This is a genomic window from Streptococcus sanguinis (genome assembly GCF_020729765.1).
Lineage (GTDB): Bacteria > Bacillota > Bacilli > Lactobacillales > Streptococcaceae > Streptococcus > Streptococcus sanguinis_Q.
In genome coordinates, this window is the sequence record NZ_JAJEPD010000084.1 from 1 (window position 1) to 18,466 (window position 18,466).

Below are 18,466 nucleotides of genomic sequence, written 5' to 3' on the forward strand. Positions count from 1 at the left end.
GACAATTCAATCTAAAAGATATTGACAATTCAATCTAAAAGATATTATGAATCGATATCATATTTCAAAAAGCACTGCCCTTCGTGATATTGCCAGCCTTGAAACGTTAGGCATTCCAATTTATTCTGACTTAGGCCGGAATGGCAGTTATAAAATTCTTAGCAACGACTTGTTATCTCCTATTATTTTCTCCATAGATGAAATTTCTGCCTTGTATTTTTCCATGCTGACTCTAGAAAACTACAATATGTGCCCTTTTGATATTGATCTGCAAAAATTAAAAGAAAAATTTGAAAACTCGATTTCAGAACAGCAGTTAAGCAAGATCACAAAAATTGAGAAAATCCTTCAACCAGAAGTCAGGAAAACAATCAACAACTCTCAACTGCGGATGATTCTCGATATTTTATTACATAGGCAGGAAGAATTTTTTCCAATTAAGTATGAACAGCAGTCTCTTCAGGTTCAATTTATCAAACTATTTAGCCACAAAGGGGACTGGTATGTTGAGGTCATAAATAAAGACACTGGACAAAGAGAGGAACTTTCCTGCCAATCTATCGACTTTAGTCAATAAATTTAAGACAAAAAAACCAGCGGTCTCGAGTCTCCGCTGGTTTCTTGATAAATCGTTTGGATTAAGCAGCCAAAACTTTGCGTCCTTTACGACGGCGAGCTGCCAATACACGACGACCGTTTTTAGTTGACATACGGTGGCGGAAACCATGTTTACGCGCACGACGGATTTTACTTGGTTGATAAGTACGTTTCACGATGAATACCTCCTCTTAGATTCTTGTATTCGTTTAGCCGGCTAGTTGTGATCAGTTACTAAACATACTTTACTATTCTATATGATTCTGGGGCTTTTGTCAATACTTACTTAAATAACTTTCTCTTTGTAAACGTAATCATATAACCCGAGTCGCTTCATAAAAGGGAATCAAGGCTGTCATGGCCTCCTGCAGCTGGGACAGCACTTGCTCTCTTGAAGCAGCCTGAGAAAGGGGAATATCGTATTTGACTAAGACCTTACGAACCTGACCGGCCGCTAACTGCCGAGTAAGGAACTGGCGATTTTCCTCTGTTCCTTCAAAGCGCTGACTCACACCATCTATCTGAGCAAAATAGTAAGCTGGCGACTGAATAGGCAACTCCAAGACCCGATTTTGCTTGCTGAGGCTGTGCTCATCTTTCTTGCGCTCCATGAAGCTCACCTCCAGCGATACCCCAAAATCTTCTGCAGTTCCATACAAGCGCAGAGCAAACATCGGTTCTGTGATTTCTCCATAGCCTTTAAGATAATTCCAAAAATGGGGCCGCAGTATCTGCGCTTGATTCATCCACTGGCTGGTTCGCTCCAAGGTCAGCTTAGGATAGAGGCTCTGAAAATCCTTGACCAAATCCGCAAATTCCTTGCGTGCCGCCTGGCCCTTAGCTCTTAGCTCCAACATAGACTCACGCAACTGCTCTGCCTTGTCTGGAGATATATACTTAGCCCCTTGATGAGGCAGATAACTTTCAATAGCTGGAAAAAGTGACATAAAAAATCCTTTCTTTTTTACTCTTTATAATAGAATACTTCTGACTTATTAACGTTAACACTTTGCGTGATAAGAATCCTGTCCCTCTTACGATTAGAAGCATCCATTATTTTTTGATTATCCAAAGTCATAGTCATATCTACACCAGCAGGAATAAATAATATTGCTGCACCCGGACCACCATAGGATACACCACCCTCTAAATAGGAGTTGACCATTTTAAACTGATTTCCTAATTTTAGCCCATTAGTCACCAAACCATTTTTATCAAAGGTCAGCTCTTCTCCATTTCCATTTTTCCACGTACCTTCAATACTTGAGAAATCACCGTTTTGAATGCTCGATAAATCCATTTGAGTTGAAATTTCTGGATTGTCCTCTGCTCCTATGGAGCTTTTTGATTGATAAGATTCAATATCTTTCCAAGTTAACGAAGATAGATCAACTTCTTTTTTAGAAGCTAACCCAAAAACTGAATCTACGCTTTTTTCAGAATTTGAATCTACACCTGCTATTTGAAAATCTGCTTCTTTTAGCACATCTATACCACTATTATCAGATCTCAGTCGATAAAGATAACYCTTAGCATCAGGACTTAGAGAGTGCCATTGAGCATAAAAGACTGTTCCATCTGTATATATTGTGGCGCTTTCTCGACTTCCACCTGCTGAAGCTACTTTTGATTGAGCTAAATAAGTTGATGTTCCTTGATTCAAATAATAAATAGCCGCTAAATAATAAGCCCCGTCAGAATGATGTCCTGTGATTAGTTCATTCGTCCCATTTTTATCAATATCATAGAATGTGTATATCTGCGCACGGCCTTCAGAAGTATCTTTTGTTAATTTATCCAAAGTCGAAGCATATAATTTTTCATCTTGTTCTACTGAAATCGAAGAACTCTTTTGTTCTTTGTCCAATGCACTCTTACTCGAATCAGGAGTATTATCCTGATTCTCTATTTTCTTTTGACCACAGGCAGCAAGTAATGCTAACCCTAAAATAATTAGAAAAACTCTCTTCTTCATAATTCTTTCTCCTAGTTTATTACTACAAAAACCAGCATCTCTGCTGGCTTTCTTTTTATTCGCTATCAATATCCACGACGACATAGCGGTTAGGCTCGTCGCCTTCGGAATAGCTAGTCACGCCATCGATGCGAGAGATGATGCGGTGGATAATTTTGCGCTCGCTGTTAGACATAGGGTCAGTGTGCTGACCGCGTCGGTCTTCCAAAGCCCGCTGAGCCAGTTTCTGCGCATAGCTTTGCAGCACTTCTGCCCGATGCTCAACATAATCATTGACATTAATGGAAATATAGAAGCTCTTAGAATATTGGTTATAAAGATAGTTTTGCGCTAATAGCTGCAGAGCTTTCAAGACTTTTCCGTGGTAGCCAATCACGCGCCCCGGTTCATTGGTATCAATCTGCATGTTGATAGTTCGGCGGTTGTAGCTGCTGGAAATACCAGCTTCAACATCCATCTCATCAACGATTTTCTGAACATAGTTCGTTACATTCTCAACTACTTCTTCAATATCGTAGTCTGCTTCGACTTGGATGCCTAAGTCAGCAAAAGAGCTTTCTTCTGTCAGCTCAGCCTTGTCTTTAGCCGCTTGTTCAAAAGAGATAACCTTGCTATCGTCCGCTTCTGCTTGAGCAACTGCCTCATCAATAGCTTGGTTGGTCTTGAGAAGATCAATGGTGCCCGTCTCTTCTAAAATCGTATTGGCTTGCTTGTCATTTTTGAGAATTTCAGCCTTGACCTCATCTGAGATAACTTCGCCTTCTCCTTCGACCTTCTTGATAGCAGCTACCACACGACCCAAATCAACCGTTGCTTCACTGACAGACTGCACAGGCTCATTCTGAGCGTTAATCTCTTCGGGAACACCTTTTACAGCCTTTTGATTGGCTTTAACAACTGTCGTCTCAGCAATCGGCTCGACATCCACCTGAGCTGGCTTCTTGCCAAACAGACCTAAAAAGCCTTTTTTCTCACGTGAAATAACAGTGATATGCGCTCTCATACGTGGAATATCCAACGTTTTCAAACCATTTTGAATGGCTTCTTCAACACTTGCTCCTGTAAAAATAACCATTGCAAGAGTCCTCCTTCTTACTTACTTTTTCTTTTTCTGTGCTTTTTTTAGGGCACGTTTCTTTTTCTGTTCCAATTGGCGCTCTGACCGTTCCTTGGCTTCCCGCTCGGCAATGATTTTAAAAGGATTGCTCAGCAGCAAGGTCTGAACCACCTGATAAGCATTTGAGACCGCCCAGTAGAGGGCCACCCCACTCGCTGCATAGAGGGCAAAAAAGAAAATCGCTACTGGCAACAGGTACATCATGACTGTCATCCCGCCATTTCTCTCCGGCAAGGCTTTGTTTGAAAGCCACGTACTGAGGAAAGTGAAGAGAGCCGCCAACAGCGGAAGAATAAAGGTCGGATCTGTCGCTCCTAGATTGAGCCAGAGGAAGTGACCTGTTTTCATAAATTCAACCCGAGTCAGGGCTTGAAACAGAGCCAAGAGCACTGGCATCTGGATAAAGAGCGGAATGAATGAGGCATAAGGATTGACACCCTTTTCTTTGTAGAGCTTTTGAGTTTCCTCAGCCAAGGCTGTTCTGCTCTCCATATCCTTACCAGGATACTTTTCCTGCAGGCGCTTGATATGCGGCTGTACTTCCTGCAGCTTGCGTGAAGAAGTCGTCTGGAATTGGAAGACCGGCAGGAGAACTGTCCGGATAATCAAGGTAAAGAGAATAATCCCAATTCCCTTACTTCCACCAAAGGATAGAAAACGAATGGTGTCTGCAAAGAAATATACTAGCTGTTCCCAGAAGCCATGTGAATCGGCTGTAACTTGACTGGTTCCGCAGGCTGTGAGAAAGAGCAGCGAGGCAACCAGCAAAATCCCTAATTTACTTTTCTGTTTCACAAATGAATCCTTCCTGATAAAGTTTAGCAATCTTTAATACATGCAATAAATTTTGTTCAACTTGGTGGTAGTCCAGCTCCTCTACTCCTTTGCGAGCAATAACTACGAAGTCTGCCTGGACTAGATGTTTTTGATGCTGCATCAAGACATGGCGGATTTTTCTTTTAATACGATTACGAACCACTGCATTCCCCAGCTTTTTACTGACCGAAATTCCAACCCGAAAATGCTTTTGCTCTTTTTCTAACATGTAAACGACAAATTTTCGATTAGCAAAACTCTGTCCACTTTTAAAAATCGCATTAAAATCTTTTTCGCTCTTGACGCGATAGTTTTTTCTCAAAACTCAACTCCATCCACCAAAATTATATCTATTATACCATATTTTTCGAAAATGCCAATAAGAGCCGCTATTACGCCGTTTTTGCAAATATTTAAAAGGTTGATTCACTTAAAAAACACCGCAATTTCCTTGCGATGTTCCCTATATCTTATTCCTTTTCCAGCTGTTTCTTAGCTCTTTCCAACTCCTGACGGATCTGTGCAAATCCTGTCCCGCCAAGGGAATTCCGCTTTTGTACAGCGGTCTGCGACTCAAGCGCTTGATAAATATCTTCCCCAATCAGCGACGACACTTCCTGATAGCGGCTCAGCGGGATATCCTGTAGATAATAGCCTGCCTTGCTGCATTCCAGCACCAACTTTCCGACAATCTCATGTGCTTCCCGGAAAGGCAGTCCTTTTTTGGCCAGATAGTCAGCCAATTCCGTCGCATTGGAGAAGTCTTGCTGAGTTGAAACCAGCATTTTTTCTTTGTTTACTGTCATACTAGACAGCATACCCGCCATAATATCCAGCGATTTTTGGATAGTATCTACTGTATCGAACATGCCTTCCTTGTCTTCCTGCAGGTCCTTATTATAGGCCAAGGGCAGGGATTTCATAACCGTCAGAAGACTGAAGAGGTGACCGTAAACTCGGCCGCTCTTACCCCGAATCAGCTCCGCCATGTCCGGATTTTTCTTTTGCGGCATAATGGAAGAACCAGTACTAAAGGTATCTGACAGGCTGACAAAGCCATATTCATAGCTGCACCAGTTAATCAGCTCCTCACAGAGACGAGACAAATGCATGATGAGAATGCTGCTGTTAGATAGAAATTCCAAGATAAAGTCTCGATCACTTACCGCATCCAAGGAATTGTGGTAAATGCCTTTGAAACCCAATAAATCAGCCGTCAGCTCCCTGTCAATTGGAAACGTCGTCCCCGCCAGAGCCGCTGCTCCTAAAGGAGACAAATTCGTATGCTCCAGATTAAAGGCAAAGCGCTGACTATCCCGGCTGAACATCTGATAATAGGCTAGCAGATGATGGGCAAAGCTAATCGGCTGGGCATGTTGCAGATGGGTATAGCCTGGCATAATAGTCTCTACATGCTCTTCTGCCAAGTTCAGCAGCACCTGACGCAGATTCAAGAGTTTATCCGCAATCTGACCGAGCTGTTCCTTGAGATAGAGGTGCATGTCTGTCGCCACCTGGTCATTACGGGAGCGAGCCGTATGAAGCTTACCAGCTACTGGCCCAATCTCCTCGGTCAGAAGAGCCTCCATATTCATATGAATATCTTCATTACGGACATCAAACTCAAGCTCTCCAGCCTCATAACGTGCTAACAGCTTTTCCAAGCCCGCTTGAATAGCAGCTGCTTCCTCTGGAGCAATAATTCCTGTCTGCCCCAGCATTTTGACATGGGCTAGGCTGCCCTGCAGATCATAAGGAGCCAGACGATAGTCAAAGCCGATGCTGGCGCCAAACTCCTCTACCCAGCCTTCCAGAGAGGCTTCAAAACGTCCGCCCCACAGTTTATGATTCGCCATAGGAAAGCACCTTTCTATTTATCTTTGTGAGCCTGAACCTCTGCGTGAACCTTAGATGGAAGCCCCCACAGCTTAATAAAGCCAATTGCGGCATCCTGATCAAAAGTATCTGCACTGGTATAGGTAGCCAGACTTTCATCGTAAAGAGAATTGTCAGACTTACGCGCTACGACTGTCGCAGAGCCCTTATAAAGCTTCACCTTAGCTGTACCATTGACCACCTGCTGGGTGGACTTAAGGTAGGCAATCAGGGCTTCTGTCGCTGGATTAAACCAGAGGCCATTGTAGATGAGATTGGACAGTTCGTTTTCGATAATCGGTTTGAAATGAGCCAATTCTCTGACTAGAGTCAGATCCTCGATTTCCTTGTGGGCAGCCAAGAGAGTCACCGCACCAGGGCATTCATAGATTTCCCGAGACTTAATCCCTACCAAACGGTTTTCCACATGGTCAATCCGGCCAACACCGTGCTGTCCAGCTAGGTCATTCAGCTCAAGAATCAAGTCCGCCAGCTTCATCTTTTTACCATCTAAAGCAACTGGTACACCTGCCTCAAAGTCAATATTTACATAGACTGGGCTGTCTGGCGCTGCTTCTGGTGCAACCGTCAAATCATAGGCATCTTCCGGTGCTTCATTCCAAGGATTTTCCAAGACTCCGCACTCATTGGCCCGTCCCCAAAGGTTTTGATCGACTGAGTAAGGACTATCCAGATCTGCAGGAATTGGCACACCATTAGCTTTGGCGTAATTAATTTCTTCTTCCCGAGACCATTTCCACTCCCGAACCGGAGCAATGACCTTGAGACTGGGATCCAAGGATGCGATAGCCACTTCAAAACGTACCTGATCGTTTCCTTTTCCGGTACAGCCATGGGCAATGGTTGTCGCCCCCGTCTTGTGGGCAATTTCAACCAATTTCTTAGAAATCAAAGGTCGGCTCAGAGCGGACACTAGAGGATATTTTCGTTCGTAGAAGGTGTGTCCTTGCAGAGCAACCAAGACGTAGTCTTCCGCAAACTCGTCTTTAACATCAATAACATGTGATTCGATAGCACCAACTTTCAGCGCCTTGTCATGAATGAAATCCAAATCATTTCCTTCACCTACGTCCATACAGACCGCGATCACATCATAATCCTTGTTCAGCCAAGTAATGGCCACTGAAGTGTCCAAGCCACCGGAATATGCTAAAATGACTTTCTCTTTAACCATGCGATTACCTCTATCCTTCTACATTTTATTTTTAAACATTCTACTGTATGAAAATGCGAATGTCAAGAGAGATTTTAATATTTATTAAAATAAAAACGTTTTATCAATTTTTATTCAAAATCAATATATTATATACTGGACTCAAAACAAGAAAAAAAGAGTCCGTCAAGACTCCTTATTTTACACGGTAAAAAACATCGGGATGTTCGGAAACGCTCTGGGTGATGATGAAGCGATCTTGACTGGTATCAGTCGGATCCGTCCCATTGACAGTCTCCCCAGCTGGCAGACTCTTTCCTGCTGGAATGATAAGAAAGGCAGCACCGGTTTGGTTTTTCCAACGAATCCCTGCTCGGTAAATCCCATTTTCATCTGGCCCAGAGTAATCTCCTGTCTCAAGCTTGGCAACATCTGACTCGATACCAGACGCATCGAATGTATAACTGTTCCCTTTGGCATCCTGCCAAGTACCAATCATGCTGGAAAAATCTCCAGAAGCAATAGCCTTCATATCCAAACTAGAAGTTGTTGCAGTCTCTTTCTCTCCTTTGCTAGTTTCCTTGGTAGACTTTTCACTTTCTGTTTCCGAATGCTGCTGAGAGCCTGTATCAGAAGTTTCCTGATTGTCCGCTTTACCATCAAGTTCGCTCGAATTGGTCCCTCTTTCAGACTTTTTAGAAGATGCGGAGCTAGTCTAACTTGCTTTAGAATTGTTGGAAGCAGGAGCCGTCTGCTCTTTCTTTTGGTTACAGGTTACTAGCACGAGTAAGGCTACTAACGCTCCAACCAAAATGATAATCCATTTTTTCATTTTCTCTCCTTAAAGGATTTTCTTATTACGATTGTGACATAAAAACAAAAATTTGCAAAGCAAAAACCAGCTCGAAAGCTGGTTCATCTTATTGAATTTGATTCAGCATGTTTTCGATATGCTGGATGGATTTTTCGCGTCCAAGCAAGTAAATCGTATCTGGCAGCTCTGGTCCATGCATTTCACCCGAAACGGCAATCCGAATAGGCATGAAGAGGTTTTTGCCCTTGATCCCTGTCTCTTTTTGGACAGCCTTGATTTGCGGGAAGATATTCTCCGTCACAAAATCTGGGTCAGACATAGCTTCTAACTTTTCTTTGAAGGCTGTCAACACGATCGGTACCGTTTCACCAGCCATGACCTCACGCTCCGCATCTGTCAACTCTGGGAAGTCCGCAAAGAAGAGGTCTGTCAGCGGCACGATTTCATCCACAGACTTCATTTGTGGTTTGTAGAGCTCTACAAGCTTTTCTGCCTTATCGGTCAAACGTCCCGCTTCTTCCAAGTACGGCTTAGCCAGAGCGAAGATTGTGTCAAAATCCGCATTCTTGATGTATTCGTTGTTCATCCAGTCCAGCTTCTTTTGATCAAAGGCAGCTGGGGACTTACTGAGACGTTTTTCATCAAAGAGCTCGATCAATTCTTGACGAGAGAAAATCTCATGCTCGCCGCCAGGATTCCAGCCCAGCAGTGCAATAAAGTTAAAGACTGCTTCTGGCAGGTAGCCCTTCTTGCGATAATCCTCGATAAACTGCAAGGTATTGGTGTCGCGCTTAGACAGCTTCTTACCTGTTTCAGAGTTGATAATCAGGGTCATGTGGCCAAATTCTGGTGCTTCCCAGCCTAGAGCTTCATAAACCATGAGCTGTTTAGGTGTGTTAGCAATATGATCATCTCCACGAATAACGTGTGAAATTTCCATCAGATGGTCATCAATAACCACAGCAAAGTTATAAGTTGGGTAGCCGTCTTTCTTCTGGATAACCCAGTCACCACCGATATTGCCACCCTCGAACTCAATTTCGCCCTTGACCATGTCCGTCCACTTGTAGACACCAGCTTCATTGACAGCCAGACGGACCGTCGGAATAATCCCCGCTGCTTCACGCTCAGCGATGTAGGCTGCCTTTTCTTCCTCTGACATACCTAGAAACTCATTGATATAACGCGGTGTTTCACCAGCTGCTTCCTGACGTTCACGCTCAGCCGCTAATTCTTCCTCAGTCACATAGGACTTGTAAGCCAAGCCCTTGTCCAAGAGTTCATTGACATATTTTTGGTAAATATCCAAGCGCTCAGACTGGCGGTAGTTTTCGTGAGTCTCAGGACTTTCATCCCAGTCAATACCCAGCCAGCGTAAGTTTTCAAGCTGTGAGCGTTCTCCGTCTTCTACATGGCGCTTGCGGTCTGTATCCTCGATACGGATAATGAAGGTTCCACCATAGTGACGAGCATAGAGGTAGTTAAAGAGCGCAGTCCGCGCATTTCCGATGTGTAAAAGTCCAGTCGGACTTGGTGCATAACGCACTCGAATCGCTTTTGTCAAAGTTCCATTCTCCTATTTGCATTTCGGGGAATCATTCCCACTCCGATTTTCAAACGTAATCATTATATCATACTCTGAGGTCATAATACGACTTTACAGTCTATTTTTACGACAGGCGCTCTTCCAGCTGGAAGTCGATAGGAAGCCAGGCCAGCACATTCTCCAGCTGCTTTTCCCAGTAATACCACTCATGCTTACCTGGACTGTGGCTATAAGTAATCTCCAAGCCTAAGTCTTGCAGGTTTTTCACTGCCTCCTGATTGGCCTTGTAGAGAAAATCTTCTTCGCCGCACCAAGCCCAAAGCTTGGTCTTTTTATCAGATTGCTTGGCTATACTTTCCAGCGAATGGGGGCTGCTAGTCCAGTCTTTATAGTCTCCGAAAACTCCTCGCCAATAGGCTGGCGTTGCCATTTCTGCATTGTCTGGACGAGCATCAAGAAAACTCAAAGCGCCAGAAAGACTAGCTGCGTATGAAAAGCGGTTAGACTTGAGAGCCAGCTTAAAGGCTCCGTATCCGCCCATGGAAAGACCAGCGATAAAATTCTTCTCCCGCTTATCCGACATATTTGGGAAAAAACGCTTGAGCACCCGAGGCAGCTCCTCAGCGATAGCTTCGTAATAGTTAAAGCCGTACTGAGTATCGGTGTACCAGCCGTTGCTGGTATTAGGCATGACAACAATCAAGTTGGTCGAGCGAACCAGACGCTCAATATTTGAGCGCTTGAGCCAGCTATTGTGATTGCCGTTCATACCATGAAGCAAGTACAAAACAGGAATGTCCTTATCATCCGGCTTGTCCACACGAGCTGCGTCCGGATAGAGGACATTGACGCCCCATTCCATCTCCAAAGCCTCAGAATAATACTCTATTTTCATCACTGCCATTCGCATTTCTCCTTCGTATCTTTCTGACAAGAAAAAGCCGAAACCCGACTTTTCTTGTATTTGTGTTCAGATTTTTACCGCACTTCCATAACAACCGGCAAAATAGCTGGGCGACGCTTGGTTTGGTCAAAGAGATATTTGGCCAGACTGTCACGGACAGCACCCTTCAGCTCACCCCAGTCAAAGCTATCCTGCGCCAGATAGTCTTCCACGGTTTTATTGATAATGTCAGAGCTTTCGCGCAAAATATCTCTGCTCTTCTTGACATAGACAAATCCACGGGTGTGTACTTTAGCCTTGGAAATGATTTTCTTTTCCTTACGGTTAACTGTGAGTGCCACGATGAAAATACCATCTTCAGACAAGACCTTGCGGTCGCGGAGGACGATATTGCCCACGTCACCAATCGCATTCCCATCAATCATGACATCTCCTGCTGACACAGCACCAGCAGGCACAAAATCACCATGGTCATATTCCATGATGCTACCTCGCTTAGGAATGAAGATATTTTCCGGCAGCATGCCAACTTCCATGGCAGCCTTGGCATGAGCATCCAAGCCGCGGTACTCACCCTGAATAGGGAAGAGGTACTTAGGCTGCAGCAGGTTAATCATGAGCTGCAAATCACGCGCATTTCCGTGACCCGAAACCCGCAGGTTTTGGGTAATCAACTTGACAATGCCACCCGCCTGATAAATCATATTTTCCACGCGAGCCACGACCGCTTCCTTGGCAATAGACGGTGTCGTTACGATGTAAATCAAATCGCCCTCCTTGATTTCCACATAGCGGTGACGTCCGATCGACATCTTGCGCAGGCCATTGATAGGCTCACCCATCCGGCCAGTCTCCAAAATAATCAGCTCATGGTCTTCAAACTTAGACATTTCCTTGGGCTTGATTAAGAGGCGTTCGTCCACCAAGGACAGCTTCTTGAGGCGGATAGCCGTACGAACGATGTTTTCAACATCAAAGCCTGTCAAAACCACTCGGCGGCCAGTCTCTGCAGCTGCATCAAAGACCTGCTGGATACGAGATAAGTTGCTGGCAACCGCCGCAACAATCACACGACCATCCCAGTCAGCAATCGTATCTTCGATTTCCTTGCCGACCTCGCTCTCACTAGCCACCTGAACAGTGCTGTCGGCATTGGCTGAATCACTGAGCAAGGCCAGAACACCCTCGCGGCCAATCTCAGCCAGACGGCCAAAGTCTGTCGCATAGGATGGGCTGGCAGACTGGTCAAACTTGAAATCACCTGTATAAACGATACTGCCTTTTCTGGTCTTGATGACAACTCCCAAACTCTCAGGAATCGAGTGAGTCGTCCGGAAGAAGGAAACCACTGTTTTGCCAAATTCAATCTCAGTATTTTCATCAATCACATGGAAATCATTGAACTTCTTAACCGCATCATTGTTTTTGACAAATAGCTTGGCCAGCTCAATCGTCAACTCAGAACCGAAAACTGGCACCTTAGCATCTGCCAAAAGATTAGGCAGAGCACCAATCGCATCCGCGTGTCCGTGCGTCAGAAAGACACCCGCAATCCGCTTCTTATTTTCAAACAAATAGTCCATGTTGGGAACGACATAATCCACACCCAACTGCTCATTTTCTGGGTACTTCAGCCCAACATCCAATACAAAAATGGAATCATCCACTTCGGCAACGTAGAGATTTTTTCCATTTTCACGTACGCCGCCTAAAGCAATCAGTTTAATATTGCTCTTGCTCATTTTTTCTCCTATTCAATTTTCAGAACCTCACTTTTATCAAAGATTCTTTATTTTATTACTAACGGTCCTTGGCTAGCCAAGTCGAATTACAGTCTTGCAAACCTTAGGTTTGCATATCTAACCTATTATAGCATTTTTTCATGTTTTTTCAAAACAAAGAAAAATTGTTTTTCCATTGTCACTTAGAATGGAGCTATTTTTCTAACCACGAAAAAACACACCGACGGCAAAAAATCGGAAAGCCCAATCAACTTCTACCCAAAAGTGATAATGTCCAGAAGAAATAGCCGCTCAATCAAATGAGGAAAATCGATGGGGCTGAGATCAGCCGAGACAAAACCGTGATTGGGATTACTGAGAAAGCCGGACAGGATTTAGGTCGCCAAAATTCCAATCACTGCTACCCAAAGACCGATATGGCAAGGAAAGATCAGAGGCAGAAAGAGGCAGGCCGTACAAATGACATAGTCGGCTTCATAGCCAAACAGTTGGTGGCGGCATTTTTCTTTTTTCATATTCATACTCTTTCGTAAATCCTAAAAACGATTCGCCCATATAGCCAAGCGCTGGTAGAAAAAGAGCCAGCAGTCTGCAAGAAAATTAAGACCCAGCACAATGTAGAGGCCGCGAAGATTTTCCTTAGCATAGACCACGCTAGCGTAAATCAGTTCCTGACCACCTAAGTGATAATTCAACAAGTCCATCTCTTCTAAATAAATAAGCTTACTCCAAAATTCACTGCCTAGATAAATTAAAAGAATATAATTTGCTACTCTGATTACTGGATACAGATAGGATGCCAAATAGTAATATGCATGCTTTTGAAGATGCCAGCGTCTCAGCCATTCTCGTCTATCAAGCTGAGGTCCTGCAAGAATAAAAGTGAGGACGGCCGCTGTCTCTACAACATCTTTGAAGGGATAGAAGGTCCATTTGAGAATAGGCTCAAAAGAATCAATACCTGTAATCCCGTAGCTTTTAATCACTAAACTATCCAAGAATTGATAATTGAAGATAATGAATAACATTAAAAATAATATTAAAAACAAGAAAAAGAAATAACCTTTTTTCCACCTTAAAAATCTTTTATACTTCCGACTCCGCCGAATCATCTGCAGCTTGAAATTGGGATTATTCGGTATATTCTCCGCAATAGGCTCACCGCAAGCCGGGCAGATGACATAGTCGTCCTCATAGTCAAACAGCTGGTGCCGACATTTTTCTTTTTTCAGCTTCATTTTCTCTTTACCTTTCCAAAAACCCGAATATCAAGCTGTATGATATTCGGGTTTCTCACCTTTTATTGGCTCACTTGGTCTTGCAAATTGCTTATCACCAGTCAACACCATAGTATCGGAGCATCCGCTTGCTGACCCGCATGCCATTGTACTGAATCAGCGAAATCCAGCGGTATTTGTCAATCAAATCTTTAGACACCATTCTGCGACTGCTCCGCAAAGACAATCTGACTTGGCAAGACACCGCTCAAAGAGAAAAACAGAAGCAAAAGATACACTTGAACTTTTCTTATAATCGGCATAATCATACCTTCCTAATAATGAAAAGCAATGATGACGCTAAAAAAACAGCTCCTATAACAACCTCTCTTCTAACTGCTGATTGTTTTCCAATCATCATTCCTAATATAAATATATATCGAAAACCCTTTCTTGTCAACGGTATCTTATACTTGCAAAGTATAAGAAAACAGCCCCCAGAGGGCTTTCATCCCAGATACACGGCATGCCAATCGTAGCAAAAAACAACCTCTAGCTTTACTCGGCTAGAGGTCTGGTTTACTTCGCTGGTATGAGAGCAATCAGTTCATCCAAGGTGTAACTGAATAACAATTTTTTATTTATTGTTTTTATTATTTTTTATAAACTTTTAATTCCTTCAACCGCTAATGATTTTCTTTTTATCTTAGCATTGGAAATCTCTATAACATAATAAAGCACTATTGATTGAATTCTCGAAGTTTGAAAACCATCTAAAAGCTTCTACTTTCTATACTATCGTTACAATCAGGCAAGCTAAGCAGGCCTGTCTGACAATTCAACCAATATGTCAAGTAAAGCAACTACTTATGTATCACAAATAACTATACCAACAAAGTAAACTTAAAAGCGAATGAATTTGGTTTCCTTTCTTTCTATTTCCCTAACTCTATTATAGTACTCTACTCAGGTTTTTGCAAGCGTTTACACCTAAGAAACTAAGAAATATTTTTCCTATCAAGTGTACAAGCAAAAAGGAAAGGAGACCTTAAAATGATCTCCTTTAAACTCTAGATAATTTTTATCAGTGACTATAGCTAACAAAGACTTTTTATAAGGAAAATCAACTATTGGTTTTATTTATCGTCTTTTTTAACCATATTTTTAACGCCTTCGATGGCGCCTTCAACAGCATCTTTGGCATCTTCTGCAACTTCTTTAACTTTAGAAACTACTTTTTCAGCAGCTCCTTCTTTTTCTGTTTTTTTATCACCAGTTAATTTGCCAAGGCCTTCTTTAACAGAACCTTTAGCTTGGTTGAATTTTTCTTCTGTAGACATATTTGATACCTCCGTTATTAGTTTCCATTTTTAAAGAAATGAAAGAATATAAGAATTCCTAATCTTAGTTAGAGAATTAACGAACGCGAGCTTTTTCATTTGATGCAGCGTCTTTAACAGCCTCTACACCATCGCCAACTTTTTCTTGAACAGCTGAGAAACCACCGCTAATGCCAGATTTTGCTTTTTCGAATTGCTCTGAAGCAAATTCGCCTGTTGATTCAGCAACATCTGTCACTCGGTCTTGAAGGCTTACTGAATCCGCTTCGTGTTGTTCTTTCGTTTTAATATCAACGACATTGACATTTACTTCAACAACTTCCAAATCAGTCATCTTAGAAACTTCTTCTACAACAACTTTCTTGATTTCTTTGTATAAAGCAGGAACATTCTTTTGATATTCTGCAACCACATTCAGGTCAACAGCTACTTGTTCTTTACCAACTTCAACATTGACACCATGAGTGACATTGTCAGAGTTGACCAATTTATCTTTTATGTTAGAGAARAAGCCACCGTCAACAGCCAGCAAACCTGAAACTTTCTCTAAAGAGAGACCGATAATTTTTTGAATGACCTTATCATCGTAAGTCAATTCACCTTTTACTTCATGAGCTGCTTGAGCAACTTCTTTTTTTGCAACATCTTTAACATCTTTATTTGACATATTAAACTCCTTGATTAGTTATTTAAATATATTATTTTTTTGAATATAATATCCAATTCCTGCCCCTAGAGTAGCGCAAATCAAGACAAATAAAGTCTTAAAGAAGCCAAAGGATAGGATAAAACACGCTAGAATAATGCCCGCTAATCCAGACAAGATTGGATATTGATATTTTTTAAACCATTCCATTTTTTACTTCCTTACTTTACACGACTAGTAGTTTTTTTAGCCGCTTCTTTTGGCTTGAAGTCTGAGACAGAGATTTTAAGCTTGACATTATGATTGATTCCGAATAATTCTGTCAATCCAGACGCAATTTCTTCTTGAATCAACTGACTTCTCTTAATGATGTTTTCCGAAGGAACGATTGCCCCTTTAACAGAAACCATGCATTTGTTTTTACGGCTATTTACTGAAACTGTAGGATCTTTAATTAAACCGTGTTCTGTTAACAGACTACGAACAAACCCTTCAATCGCTGAATTTTTCAGCATCAGTTTCCCATCCGCATCAGCTAGCTGAATTTCCAAACGTCTCTTAGGATAAAAAACTATCACTAACATTAGTAGTAAGATTAAGCTTGCTAAAACCACAGTGCCCCAGAAAACATACCTAGAAAGATAGTAGCCAACAAAAGGAATCTGCTTCCAAGTGAATAACTGGAGCCCCAGACCGCTGACTTTATGAAAGTCTAGCAAAACAGGAATCAAAATTGTCAAGATTAAAATACAGAAAATAAGGGAAAGTATTTTTCTTGATTTTGACATATTGAATCCTCACATCATTAAATTTTAAATTGTATTTTGAAAGTAAAAAGACAATTTATGCATTTTTACCTACAAAAAATGATACAACAGCTACTACAATAACTGCACCAATGATAGAAGGAAGCAAGGCCATACCAGCCAAACTAGGACCCCAAGTTCCTAAAAGTGACTGACCGACAGCAGAACCAACTAAACCTGCAACAACGTTTGCAATAACACCCATTGAGCCGCCTTTTTTAGTGATTGATCCAGCAATAAGACCAATAACACCTCCAACAATAATAGACCAAAGCATATTGATTCTCCTTTCTAATTTTTTCTAAATCAAAATTGTTTAATAATATTTTTTACTATTATTTTTTGATTAACATAATTATATAATTTTCCAACTTGGAAACATAATAATTCAACTTAGTTTTCTTTCCGTTTATCTGTACTATAGATACGCAAAGATAAGAATTCCTTTTTCTATAGGCTTTTATCAGCATTTTTAGATATATTTTAGAGTTGTTAAATGAGGTTAAACGCATAAAATATGGTATAATTGCCTGATAATAAAAACACTATATAAAGAAAGATAATATTTTAATGCGAGAATTACTATCTAAAAAGAGCCACAGGCAATTAGAACTACTAGAACTACTATTTAAAAACAAACGCTGGTTTCATATTTCTGAACTGGCTGAACTATTGAATTGTACAGAACGTTCAGTAAAAGATGATTTATCCCATGTCAAGTCTGCGTTTCCTCAATTGATTTTTCACTCGTCTACTAATGGCATACGTATCATTAATACCGATGATAGTGATATTGAGATGGTCTATCACCATTTTTTTAAGCACTCAACCCATTTTTCAATTTTAGAATTCATCTTCTTTAACGAAGGATATGAAACTGAGAGTATTTGTAAAGAGTTTTATATAAGTTCTTCCTCACTCTATCGTATAATCAGTCATATTAACAAAATCATAAAAAAACAATATAATTTTAAAATTAGTCTCAATCCTGCTCGGATTATTGGAGATGAGATTGATATCCGTTATTTTTTTGCACAATATTTTTCGGAAAAATATTATTTTCTTGAATGGCCCTTTACAGATTTCTCTGTAGAACCTTTGTGTAAGCTGTTAGCACTGGTTTATAAAGAAACTGCATTTCCTGTCAATTTCGCAACTCAACGAATGTTAAAATTGCTCCTGGTTACAAATTTATATCGAATAAAGTTTGGTCATTTCTTGGAAGTTGAGAAAGATTCTTTTAACAATCAATTGTTAGAATCTTTCATGCAGGCAGAAGGAATCGAAGACATTGTAGCGAGCTTTGATTCTGAATATCATATCTCTCTGAATAAAGAAGTGATAGGTCAACTATTTGTCTCCTATTTTCAAAAAATGTTTTTCATTGATGAAAATCTATTTATGAGCTGCGCAAAAACAGACAGCTATGTAAAAAATTCGTATCAATTATTAAGTGATTTAATTGATCAGATAGAAAGCAAATATAATCTAAAAATAGACAATAATGACAATCTTATTTGGCATTTGCATAATACAGCACATCTGCACCGTCAGGAACTATCTACAGAGTTTATTCTGTTTGATCAAAAAGGGAATACAATCAGAAACTTTCAAAATATTTTCCCTCAATTTGTTTCAGATATAAAAAAAGGGATTGAACATTATCTAGAGACTTTGGATATCCATAACACACCAATGAAAATCAACCATCTATCCTATACTTTTATTACTCACAGCAAACATTTAGTGCTGTATTATGCAAATGCCAAATAAGATTGTCATTATTGTCTATTTTTAGATTATATTTGCTTTCTATCTGATCAATTAAATCACTTAATAATTGATACGAATTTTTTACATAGCTGTCTGTTTTTGCGCAGCTCATAAATAGATTTTC

Annotated in this window: 18 protein-coding genes and 4 pseudogenes; 2 read left to right on the plus strand and 20 right to left on the minus strand. The window is 41.2% G+C overall.

Going from position 1 to position 18,466, the window contains the following annotated elements; all coding sequences use genetic code 11:
* Window positions 1-25: 25 nt before the first annotated feature.
* A pseudogene (locus K4H96_RS11050) lies at window positions 26-577 on the plus strand (helix-turn-helix transcriptional regulator); the annotation flags it as partial.
* Window positions 578-638: 61 nt separating this feature from the next.
* Here the strand turns inward: K4H96_RS11050 and rpmH are convergent.
* The 19 genes and pseudogenes from rpmH to K4H96_RS11145 all read right to left on the minus strand — a co-directional run bounded on the left by rpmH (window position 639) and on the right by K4H96_RS11145 (window position 16,846).
* Window positions 639-773 (minus strand): 50S ribosomal protein L34, encoded by a 135-nt coding sequence (gene rpmH / locus K4H96_RS11055; protein WP_002893904.1) that lies wholly within the window; start codon window positions 771-773, stop codon window positions 639-641.
* Between the two features lie 138 nt (window positions 774-911).
* Window positions 912-1,544 carry a ribonuclease P gene (locus tag K4H96_RS11060; RefSeq protein ID WP_223337714.1) on the minus strand — a complete coding sequence of 211 codons (633 nt, stop codon included), beginning with the start codon at window positions 1,542-1,544 and terminating at the stop codon, window positions 912-914.
* Window positions 1,545-1,561: 17 nt separating this feature from the next.
* Complete coding sequence (locus K4H96_RS11065) at window positions 1,562-2,656, minus strand: DUF6287 domain-containing protein (RefSeq protein ID WP_227956532.1); 1,095 nt, start codon at window positions 2,654-2,656, stop codon at window positions 1,562-1,564.
* Window positions 2,628-3,647, minus strand: a complete 1,020-nt coding sequence (gene jag / locus K4H96_RS11070; protein ID WP_223337717.1) for an RNA-binding cell elongation regulator Jag/EloR — start codon at window positions 3,645-3,647, stop codon at window positions 2,628-2,630. Before jag ends, K4H96_RS11065 begins: the two co-directional genes overlap by 29 nt.
* Window positions 3,648-3,668: 21 nt before the next feature.
* Window positions 3,669-4,484, minus strand: coding sequence for a membrane protein insertase YidC (locus K4H96_RS11075; protein WP_223337718.1), 816 nt, complete (start codon window positions 4,482-4,484; stop codon window positions 3,669-3,671).
* Window positions 4,468-4,827 carry a ribonuclease P protein component gene (gene rnpA / locus K4H96_RS11080; protein WP_002893914.1) on the minus strand — a complete coding sequence of 120 codons (360 nt, stop codon included), beginning with the start codon at window positions 4,825-4,827 and terminating at the stop codon, window positions 4,468-4,470. The genes K4H96_RS11075 and rnpA overlap by 17 nt, the downstream gene beginning before the upstream one ends.
* 148 nt (window positions 4,828-4,975) lie before the next feature.
* Window positions 4,976-6,361: an argininosuccinate lyase gene (gene argH / locus K4H96_RS11085; RefSeq protein ID WP_223337720.1), complete on the minus strand. Its 1,386-nt coding sequence runs from the start codon at window positions 6,359-6,361 to the stop codon at window positions 4,976-4,978.
* A gap of 14 nt (window positions 6,362-6,375) precedes the next feature.
* Window positions 6,376-7,575 (minus strand): argininosuccinate synthase, encoded by a 1,200-nt coding sequence (locus K4H96_RS11090; RefSeq protein ID WP_125337616.1) that lies wholly within the window; start codon window positions 7,573-7,575, stop codon window positions 6,376-6,378.
* 175 nt (window positions 7,576-7,750) lie between these two features.
* A pseudogene (locus tag K4H96_RS11095) lies at window positions 7,751-8,386 on the minus strand (DUF6287 domain-containing protein).
* 88 nt (window positions 8,387-8,474) lie between these two features.
* A complete protein-coding gene (gene gltX / locus K4H96_RS11100; RefSeq protein ID WP_223337721.1) occupies window positions 8,475-9,932 on the minus strand; it encodes a glutamate--tRNA ligase in 1,458 nt (485 codons plus the stop codon).
* Between the two features lie 106 nt (window positions 9,933-10,038).
* Window positions 10,039-10,818: an alpha/beta hydrolase gene (locus K4H96_RS11105; protein WP_002916601.1), complete on the minus strand. Its 780-nt coding sequence runs from the start codon at window positions 10,816-10,818 to the stop codon at window positions 10,039-10,041.
* A gap of 74 nt (window positions 10,819-10,892) precedes the next feature.
* Complete coding sequence (locus K4H96_RS11110; RefSeq protein ID WP_002899143.1) at window positions 10,893-12,560, minus strand: ribonuclease J; 1,668 nt, start codon at window positions 12,558-12,560, stop codon at window positions 10,893-10,895.
* A gap of 374 nt (window positions 12,561-12,934) precedes the next feature.
* Window positions 12,935-13,075, minus strand: coding sequence for a hypothetical protein (locus K4H96_RS11115; protein WP_223313756.1), 141 nt, complete (start codon window positions 13,073-13,075; stop codon window positions 12,935-12,937).
* 21 nt (window positions 13,076-13,096) lie between these two features.
* Window positions 13,097-13,798 carry a hypothetical protein gene (locus K4H96_RS11120; RefSeq protein ID WP_223337722.1) on the minus strand — a complete coding sequence of 234 codons (702 nt, stop codon included), beginning with the start codon at window positions 13,796-13,798 and terminating at the stop codon, window positions 13,097-13,099.
* Window positions 13,799-14,913: 1,115 nt separating this feature from the next.
* Window positions 14,914-15,117: a CsbD family protein gene (locus tag K4H96_RS11125; RefSeq protein ID WP_002893927.1), complete on the minus strand. Its 204-nt coding sequence runs from the start codon at window positions 15,115-15,117 to the stop codon at window positions 14,914-14,916.
* A 76-nt stretch (window positions 15,118-15,193) separates the two neighbouring features.
* A complete protein-coding gene (locus K4H96_RS11130; RefSeq protein ID WP_002907890.1) occupies window positions 15,194-15,784 on the minus strand; it encodes an Asp23/Gls24 family envelope stress response protein in 591 nt (196 codons plus the stop codon).
* An 18-nt stretch (window positions 15,785-15,802) separates the two neighbouring features.
* Complete coding sequence (locus K4H96_RS11135; protein WP_002905455.1) at window positions 15,803-15,973, minus strand: DUF2273 domain-containing protein; 171 nt, start codon at window positions 15,971-15,973, stop codon at window positions 15,803-15,805.
* 11 nt (window positions 15,974-15,984) lie between these two features.
* Window positions 15,985-16,551, minus strand: a complete 567-nt coding sequence (amaP, locus tag K4H96_RS11140) for an alkaline shock response membrane anchor protein AmaP (RefSeq protein ID WP_223337723.1) — start codon at window positions 16,549-16,551, stop codon at window positions 15,985-15,987.
* Between the two features lie 55 nt (window positions 16,552-16,606).
* The gene (locus K4H96_RS11145) at window positions 16,607-16,846 is read right to left on the minus strand and encodes a GlsB/YeaQ/YmgE family stress response membrane protein (protein ID WP_002920347.1); all 240 of its coding nucleotides are present in this window, start codon (window positions 16,844-16,846) and stop codon (window positions 16,607-16,609) included.
* Between the two features lie 293 nt (window positions 16,847-17,139).
* On the opposite strand from K4H96_RS11145, the pseudogene K4H96_RS11150 reads away from it, so the two are divergent.
* Window positions 17,140-18,321: pseudogene (locus K4H96_RS11150) on the plus strand (M protein trans-acting positive regulator PRD domain-containing protein); the annotation flags it as partial.
* Here K4H96_RS11150 and K4H96_RS11155 read toward each other — a convergent pair.
* A pseudogene (locus K4H96_RS11155) lies at window positions 18,317-18,466 on the minus strand (M protein trans-acting positive regulator PRD domain-containing protein); the annotation flags it as partial. The pseudogenes K4H96_RS11150 and K4H96_RS11155 sit on opposite strands and share 5 nt — an antisense overlap.

What these genes read in the sequence shown, in the direction of transcription:
- K4H96_RS11145 (WP_002920347.1), bottom strand. Translation starts at nt 16,846, where the DNA reads ATGCTTTGGTCTATTATTGTTGGAGGTGTTATTGGTCTTATTGCTGGA.
- K4H96_RS11060 (WP_223337714.1), bottom strand. Translation starts at nt 1,544, where the DNA reads ATGTCACTTTTTCCAGCTATTGAAAGTTATCTGCCTCATCAAGGGGCT.
- jag (WP_223337717.1), bottom strand. Translation starts at nt 3,647, where the DNA reads ATGGTTATTTTTACAGGAGCAAGTGTTGAAGAAGCCATTCAAAATGGT.
- K4H96_RS11090 (WP_125337616.1), bottom strand. Translation starts at nt 7,575, where the DNA reads ATGGTTAAAGAGAAAGTCATTTTAGCATATTCCGGTGGCTTGGACACT.
- K4H96_RS11125 (WP_002893927.1), bottom strand. Translation starts at nt 15,117, where the DNA reads ATGTCTACAGAAGAAAAATTCAACCAAGCTAAAGGTTCTGTTAAAGAA.
- argH (WP_223337720.1), bottom strand. Translation starts at nt 6,361, where the DNA reads ATGGCGAATCATAAACTGTGGGGCGGACGTTTTGAAGCCTCTCTGGAA.
- K4H96_RS11135 (WP_002905455.1), bottom strand. Translation starts at nt 15,973, where the DNA reads ATGGAATGGTTTAAAAAATATCAATATCCAATCTTGTCTGGATTAGCG.
- K4H96_RS11105 (WP_002916601.1), bottom strand. Translation starts at nt 10,818, where the DNA reads ATGGCAGTGATGAAAATAGAGTATTATTCTGAGGCTTTGGAGATGGAA.
- K4H96_RS11115 (WP_223313756.1), bottom strand. Translation starts at nt 13,075, where the DNA reads ATGAAAAAAGAAAAATGCCGCCACCAACTGTTTGGCTATGAAGCCGAC.
- K4H96_RS11120 (WP_223337722.1), bottom strand. Translation starts at nt 13,798, where the DNA reads ATGAAGCTGAAAAAAGAAAAATGTCGGCACCAGCTGTTTGACTATGAG.
- K4H96_RS11110 (WP_002899143.1), bottom strand. Translation starts at nt 12,560, where the DNA reads ATGAGCAAGAGCAATATTAAACTGATTGCTTTAGGCGGCGTACGTGAA.
- amaP (WP_223337723.1), bottom strand. Translation starts at nt 16,551, where the DNA reads ATGTCAAAATCAAGAAAAATACTTTCCCTTATTTTCTGTATTTTAATC.